Annotated in this window: 3 protein-coding genes; 1 reads left to right on the top strand and 2 read right to left on the bottom strand. The window is 57.0% G+C overall.

The annotated features are described in order from the left end of the window. Positions 1 to 142 precede the first annotated feature (142 nt). Both A2I95_RS39280 and A2I95_RS39275 read right to left on the bottom strand, forming a co-directional pair. Complete coding sequence (locus A2I95_RS39280) at positions 143 to 340, bottom strand: hypothetical protein (protein WP_291737777.1); 198 nt, start codon at positions 338 to 340, stop codon at positions 143 to 145. Positions 341 to 394: 54 nt separating this feature from the next. Then, complete coding sequence (locus A2I95_RS39275) at positions 395 to 499, bottom strand: hypothetical protein (RefSeq protein WP_291737776.1); 105 nt, start codon at positions 497 to 499, stop codon at positions 395 to 397. A 456-nt stretch (positions 500 to 955) separates the two neighbouring features. On the opposite strand from A2I95_RS39275, the gene A2I95_RS39270 reads away from it, so the two are divergent. Continuing rightward, positions 956 to 1,271, top strand: a 316-nt coding sequence (locus A2I95_RS39270; protein ID WP_291737775.1) for a TetR/AcrR family transcriptional regulator, incomplete at its 3' end; no start/stop codon positions are given.

The raw sequence follows: 1,271 nt of genomic DNA, 5'->3' as shown, positions 1-1,271 counted from the left end.
CGTTGCCCGCTACCTTCGCGAATTGGAACACGGAGATTGGACCATGTGAACAGTACGGCTGCTATGAGCTAGGATGGCTCCGCCTTCCAAGAGGCAATCAGTCCAGGCCGACAAGCGTCCCCATGCAAGGTAAGGCACGGCCTCAATCGGCAGTGCCGTGTTTGGCGTAGACGAGATTGCCTCCAGCATCGAGGCCAACTCCGCGGCCCAGTAACTGACGCTGGGCAAAGAATTTCTCATCAGCTTCCGAAGGGTGACTCATCTTATAGGTGAATGCATCCAGCCACGTGGTTTCCTCACCATCACGCGGATGAGGGTGGGCAAGACTGTCTCCGAGCATGGCGGTGATGCGCGCATAGTCGAAACTACTGGAACGCTCGATTGCGCGGCCAATCTATAGCCAGTGGGTGATCTGACCAGCCAATGAGCGACCACTCAGTTCTGCTTCACGACGGACCAAGGCCATGACGTCGTCGGCAAGCTTCACGGTTTGAGCCATGTTCGCCTCCTACACTGACTAATGGGTAGCGACATGCCACCTGAGAGTCAAAGTTCTGACGTCGTCGCCCTTTGGGAGACTCGGTTGGGGGCGATGAAGAGGTAATCGGGCAGGGTTGTCGATCTTTGATGCGGTCGGTGGCTCCTCAATAGGAGCGCTTAACCAGAATCTAACCGAGTTGTTTGTGTCTTCGAGCCCGCCGTCCCAGCGCTGCCTGGTTTGGATGCTACGAGCGCACCAGGTCACTTCAGCCCGAAGCGGACACGACTTCTGACACGCGGAGGGACCTCGATTTTCTCTGCGGCTGCAAGGTCAGCGCGCGCCAGTGGTATGGCAGACCCTTCCGGCGAAATGACAAAAGTTATTCCTGGCGCCAGACTCAATCCGGACTAAACATTCCAAAAAAGGTTCCGCGCTTGCCTTGTAATTACGGACCGGCCATTCCACATCCATCCCATGAGCAAAGAACTACATCCCGTTGGCGGCAGTAAAACGGCCACAGCCCCAGGCCCGGGCCGGCCGCGCGCCTTTGACGAAGCCGAGGCTTTGGAAAAGGCCCTGTGCGTATTTTGGCACAAGGGGTATGAGACCGCCTCCGTGGATGATCTGACCAAGGCGATGGGTCTGAGCCGGTCCAGCTTTTATGGAGCGTTTGGCAACAAGCAGGCTTTGTTTCATCAAGCGCTCAGCCACTATTCGCGGCATGCTTTGAAAACTCTGCGTGCCGTTGCCGATGCAGGTGGAGACGATCCGGTTGGTGCGATGATGGAGG

The sequence above is a fragment of the Leisingera sp. F5 genome, from assembly GCF_001593695.1.
Note: the sequence above shows the minus strand (reverse complement) of the source record. Positions and strands in the feature narration are given on the sequence as shown.